Consider the following 1,077-nt stretch of genomic DNA (forward strand, 5'->3'; position numbering starts at 1 on the left):
GACGTGTAGCGCAGGATCTCGTCGGTGGCCGCGGAGAGCTTCTCCGGCGCCGCACGCAGCTTGGCCAGCTGCTCCGGGTGCCGGAACAGCGCGAGCAGGCCGGCGCTCGTCGAGTTGATCTCCAGCCCGCCGAGCAGCACCCCCATGGCCAGCTCGACCAGCTCGGCGTCGGCCAGCTCGTGCGTGCCGCGGACCCAGGCCGAGAGCAGGTCGTCGCCGGGCTCGGCCCGCTTGCGCGCGAGCTGACCGGCCAGGTAGTCCCGTAGCTGGGCCTGCGCGGTCGCGGCGTCGGCCGAGCCGTACGCGGTGACCGAGTTCAGCCCCTCGATCCAGGCGTAGAAGCGGGGACGGTCGGCGGCCGGCACGCCGAGCACGTCGCACACCACGAACACCGGCAGCGGCGCGACCAGCCCGGCCACCACGTCGGCCGGGCGCGGGCCGGCGAGCATCGCCTCGACCAGCTCGTCCACCAGCCGCTGCACCCGGGGACGGAACGTCTCGATGCGGCGGGCGGTGAACGCGCGCGCGGCCACCCGGCGCACCGCCGCGTGCGGCGGACCGTCCATGTTCAACTCGCGGGGACCGCCGCCGTCCGGCGTCGCGGTGGCGCCGAGCGGAAGCCGGGAGAAACGGGGGTCGGCCAGCACGGTGCAGCACTGCTCGTAGCCGAGCACCAGCCAGGCGGCCCGCCCGTCGGGCAGCCGCACCCGGCTGACCGGCTCGGTCACGACCATCTCCAGCAGCTCGGCCGGAAGATCGCCGGTGAATGGCTCGAACGGATAGGAACGCAACCCGGAATTGACGCTCAACGCACCACCGCCTGCCGATCGCGGTCCACCTCGGGCACCGGCTAAGACTCCAGCATCGGTTAGCCCGGCGTCAATATCCATTGCGGTCGTCCGCGACCTTCCGCGTACCGCTTCCATCACCTAGCATCGGTTGGCCAGGACTGCCGTTTCACGCGCGGATTGGTGGGATTTGACTGCGGCTCTGCGAATTCTGATGTCGACGTGGGGCTGGCGGTCGCATTTCTACAGCCTGGTCCCGCTCGGCTGGGCGCTCCAGGCCGCCGGCCAC

Annotated in this window: 1 protein-coding gene; it reads right to left on the reverse strand. The window is 72.0% G+C overall.

All coding sequences use genetic code 11. The features are described 5' to 3' along the window. The coding region (locus AB0L34_RS34310) for a cytochrome P450 (RefSeq protein WP_363709832.1) at positions 1 to 809 on the reverse strand (809 nt) is incomplete at its 3' end. Positions 810 to 1,077: the final 268 nt, after the last annotated feature.

It is taken from the genome of Micromonospora sp. NPDC052213 (assembly GCF_040679695.1).
GTDB lineage: Bacteria > Actinomycetota > Actinomycetes > Mycobacteriales > Micromonosporaceae > Micromonospora.